This is a genomic window from Protofrankia sp. CiP1_Cm_nod3 (assembly GCF_982290655.1).
The window spans coordinates 1-4,355 of record NZ_CEVIVD010000239.1; the positions used below are offsets into that span (position 1 = coordinate 1).

General features: G+C 69.9%; 3 protein-coding genes. 1 reads left to right on the forward strand and 2 read right to left on the reverse strand.

Annotated features, from left to right (window positions below; translation table 11 throughout):
- Window positions 1–42 precede the first annotated feature (42 nt).
- Complete coding sequence (locus tag AC5LUJ_RS23500) at window positions 43–1,284, forward strand: NAD(P)/FAD-dependent oxidoreductase (protein WP_493465797.1); 1,242 nt, start codon at window positions 43–45, stop codon at window positions 1,282–1,284.
- A gap of 354 nt (window positions 1,285–1,638) precedes the next feature.
- Here the strand turns inward: AC5LUJ_RS23500 and AC5LUJ_RS23505 are convergent, their stop codons facing one another.
- Complete coding sequence (locus AC5LUJ_RS23505) at window positions 1,639–2,973, reverse strand: Tn3 family transposase (RefSeq protein ID WP_493465798.1); 1,335 nt, start codon at window positions 2,971–2,973, stop codon at window positions 1,639–1,641.
- Entirely contained in the window at window positions 2,943–4,202 is a 1,260-nt protein-coding gene (locus tag AC5LUJ_RS23510) for a DUF4158 domain-containing protein (protein WP_493465799.1), read from the reverse strand. Before AC5LUJ_RS23510 ends, AC5LUJ_RS23505 begins: the two co-directional genes overlap by 31 nt.
- Window positions 4,203–4,355: the final 153 nt, after the last annotated feature.

Below are 4,355 nucleotides of genomic sequence, written 5' to 3' on the forward strand. Positions count from 1 at the left end.
CTGCTGCCCCACCCAGGCCATCACCCTCACCCAGGAAACCCAGTGACCCGCGCGGCCACCAACCGGATCGCCATCGTCGGCACCGGCCTCGCCGGTCTCTCCGCCGCCGAACGGCTACGCGAAACCGGCTGGCACGGCGACATCACCATGATCGGCGAGGAACCGCACCGCCCCTACAACCGCACCCCCCTGTCCAAACAGCTCCTCACCGGCAACCGCCAGCCCCCCGACCTGGCCCTCAACGTCTACACCGACCTAAACGCCACCTGGCGGCTATCCACCCGCGCCCTGGACCTCGACACACAGCGCCGCGAACTACTGCTACCCGGAAACGAACGGCTACCCTTCGACGGGCTGATCATCACCTGCGGCGTCGAACCCAGACACCTACCCGGCGCACCTCTGCACTCCGACCGGGTGTGGATGCTGCGCACCCTGACCGACGCCCGCAACATCGACGCCGCCCTCGCCGCCGCACAGCACATAGCGGTGATCGGCGGCGGTTTCCTCGGCTGCGAGATCGCCTGCTCCGCCCGCACCCGTGCCCTGGACGTCACCGTCATCGACGTCAGCCCCACCCTGCTGCACCGGGCGCTGGGCCCGGCCCTCGGCACGGTGATCGGCGAGCTGCACCGCGGCCACGGGGTCCGCCTACGCCTCGGCGTCGGCGTGCGCGGCTGGTCCGAGGACCGGCGCGGCATCACCGTGCTGCTGGACGACGGCGAGCAGATCCGTGCCGACGCCGCCGTGGTCGGCGTCGGCACCGTGGCACGCACCGACTGGCTGCGGCGCACCGACCTCGACCTCACCGACGGCGTCCTGTGCGCCCCGACCACCCACGTCGTCAGCCGTGACGGCTCCGCCGTGGACGGCATCGTCGCGGCAGGCGACATCGCCCGCTGGCCCAACCTGCGCTTCGACGACACCCCCCGCCGGGTCGAACACTGGATCAACGCCATCGAGATGGGCCAACACGCCGCCGACGCCCTCCTCGCCGGCCCCAAGACCGCCGCCCCGTTCACCCCGCTGCCCCGCTTCTGGTCCCACCAGCACGGGCTGCGCATCCAGTCCGTCGGCATGCCGGGACTCGGCACCGACATGACCATCCTCGACGGCGACCCCGCCGCCCGCAGGATGGTGGCCGGCTACACCCACCCCGGACCCGACGGCACCGCCGTGCTGGTCGGCGCGGTAGCCCTGGACAGCCCGCGCACCCTGCTCGGCTACCACGACCTGATCGGCCACCCCCTGGCCACCGTGCCAGGACGGCGCCGGCCCGACTGACCGGCCATGTGCCCGCCACGGCACACCCCGCGGACCGATACCCCGGCCGCAGCAGGACGCGGCGCGGGCATCCTGGCCGCTGGCGGGCCCGTACCGACTCGATCCCACCATGGCCCTGACCGTGGGCCACCACGCCCTGACCCTGACGGGGAAGGCCATGGCGGTGCTGCGGTCAACGTCGCCCTCCGCTGCGGCGGCGCAGGGCGACGTCGACGGCCCAGAGTTTGGGTGACGGACCGCAGATCCTGATCGTGTCAGCTGCGCCTGTTCCTCCCCTACTACCACGGGTAACCGCGCCCACCCGCCGCCCGGGTGGCATTGCCGACCAAGCCGCCACGGCGACCGGTGCCGGCGTTACGGCCTGGTCGACGTCGGGGTCGCGCCGGCCGAGGTGGGTGCCCGCGAGCTGGCGAAGCCGTCCGTCGTCGGCCAGGTGATCAGGATACGGCCGGTGTGCCGATGGTCAGGCGGCTGGCGAGGTTGAGGGTGACTTCGCCGTAGGGGCGAACATGCTGCCAGAACAGGGGGCTGAGCCCGCGCCGGTCGACCGGGGTGAGCAGGGTGGACCACTGCTGTTCGGCGAGGACGTCTTGGAAGCATGAGGGTGTTGACGAACACGAGGGAGGCTTGCAAGATCCGCAGGCACAACACGGTCCTCTCGACCTCGTCGCGGCGGTTGGTGGAAATCTCCCCGCTCTTGCCGTAGCAGATCACCGAGTTGGCCCGGTTCCAGGACTCCACTACGTTCAGGCCCTGCTCGATCTGGCGTTGCAGGTCCCGGTCGAGCAGGTAGCGGGCGACGAACAGGGTGCGCTGTGCTTTGCCGATCTCCAGCATCGCCTGGTAGGCGGGGTGGGATGCGGCGCCGGTGAAGCGGGACAGGACCGCCTCGGTGGACGCCGTGCCGTTCTTGATCGCGGTGGCGTACGTGACCACCTGGTCGTAGTTCTCCTCGATCAGGTTCCAGCGGATCGGGCGGTGCAGAGCCGGGGCCAGGCGCGCGAACCGGTCGGGTGTACCGGCGGGTTGCGGGCGGTACATCCGCACCGTGTTGATCCGTTTGATCCGTGGCAGCAGGTCGATGTCCAGCAGCCTCGTGATCCCGAACCCGATTTCCGACTGGCCGTGGGAGTCCACATAGTTCCCGGCCAGCTTCATAGTGGTGCCGTGACGCACCGCGCCCTCGACCATGGCGGCGACCTCGGACGCGGAGGCCTTCAGGACCTGGGAGTGCACGACGACGTAGTGCTCCTCGACGTGCCAGTAGACCAGAATCCCACCGCCGCCGTAGCGGGCGTGCCACTCGGTGAACAGGTTCTGGTCCCAGCTGCGGAAGTGCGTGGAGTCGGAGGCGACCGCGGTCGAGGCGTTCCCCCACAGCCGATGATCGCGGGCGGCGAAGGTGGCGTTCGCGATACCGACCGCGATGGCCTGGGCCACCGGCGCGGTCAGGTAGCGCCGCCGCACGTAGCGCACGTCCTCCTCGCTGTGCACCCCGCCGGCCGGCAGGACCGCACGGATCCCGGTGTTCGTGCCGTACCCGTAGATCGCCAGCATCAGCCGCTCGGCGAGCACCTCCGGCTTGAGGCTGCCACCGGCCACGGAAGCGACCTGGTCCAGAACCCCGGTGCGCAGCAGCGCCTCCTTGAGAATGTCGATCAGCGGGACGGCCTGCCACCGCCGGGACACCTCGTTCTTGATCCGGCGCAGGTTCCGCGGTGGTCGCGGCGGGTGGAACGGAACTCCAGCACCTCCAACAGGTCGATCATGCCCCTGCGGTAGTGGTTGGTGTACGACGCCTTCAACGTCCGTTGCACCGTGCGCCGGTAGACCGGGCCCTTGGTCTTGAACTCGTGGACCAGTTCCTTCAGGGTCTGCTCCCCACCGCGCACCGCCGGGTACACCACCTCGCGGCCGGTACCGCCCGGCTCAGTCAACGCCGCCTCGGCGATCTTGAACAGCAGGTTCTCCTTGCCGTCCACCCGCTTGAACGCATTCACCAGCTCATCGGTGACCTTCCGGTGCGCCCGCGCGTCGATCCGGTGCACCGTCGCGATCAACAACTCCGTCAGGTCATCGGTGATCTCCCGGCGCCGCTCGTGCACCAGCGCCGCCAGCAGCGTGACCGCCGAGTCCGCCGAGCGGCGACGCAGGTGCGACGGGGACTCCACCGCGGCCCGCGCCCGCCAGGAGGCGAGCACCTTCGGAGCCACATCGGTGAACAGCGGCGCCGGCAGGCCGATCCCCCGCGCTGCCCGTAACTTGCGGATCTCGGTGAGCATCGACTCCAAGCTCACGTTCCCCGGCATCGACTTGATCAACGCCAGGACCGACTCGGGATCCTCCGCCTCGTCCTCAGCATCCTCGCCGTGGGCGTCCTCGCCCCAGCCGACCAGCGCCAGCACCCGGCCCACGGCCGCGGCGTCCAACCGCGCGGGGATCGCGGCGAACCAGGTCAGCTCCGCGGTGCGCAGAGCCGAGGCCACCATCCGGCCGACCCGCCCGTCCGTCGACGGCTCGATCCGCTCCTCACGCATCTGCTTCAACAACTCGGCCCGGACCTTGCCCGGATCACGCTCGGCATGAGCGACGTTCGCCGCCAACCAGTCCGTCAGCTTCTCCGCGTCCGCGACCGAGCACTCCCGGAAGCCCAGACGCTCCCGTATCTCCCCCCGATGCCGCTCCATCGTCCGCCCGGACCACTCATAAAACCCCAGGTCAGCCGCCAACACCTTCACCTGCCGGGCAACGTGCTCAACCACCTCATCCGCGAACTCCGCCCGCCCCCGCGGGAACCGGCCATAGCGCGAATAGAACTTCAACACCAGCGCGAACCCCAGCCGAGACGGCCCTCGCTTGGCGTCCACCAAGCCCCGCTCATCACACAGCACCGTCCAGCGCTCAACCAGCTCATCCATGCCCACCGGCGGACGCTCCATAGGCGCACATCATGCCCTGACCCAGCCCCCGCACCTCACCCCAGCCCAACTACCCGATCAAGCCTTATGGCGGCTGGTGACAGCAGCATTAACCGCACCCCGAAACGAACGGGGAAGAGGACGTGGAAGAGG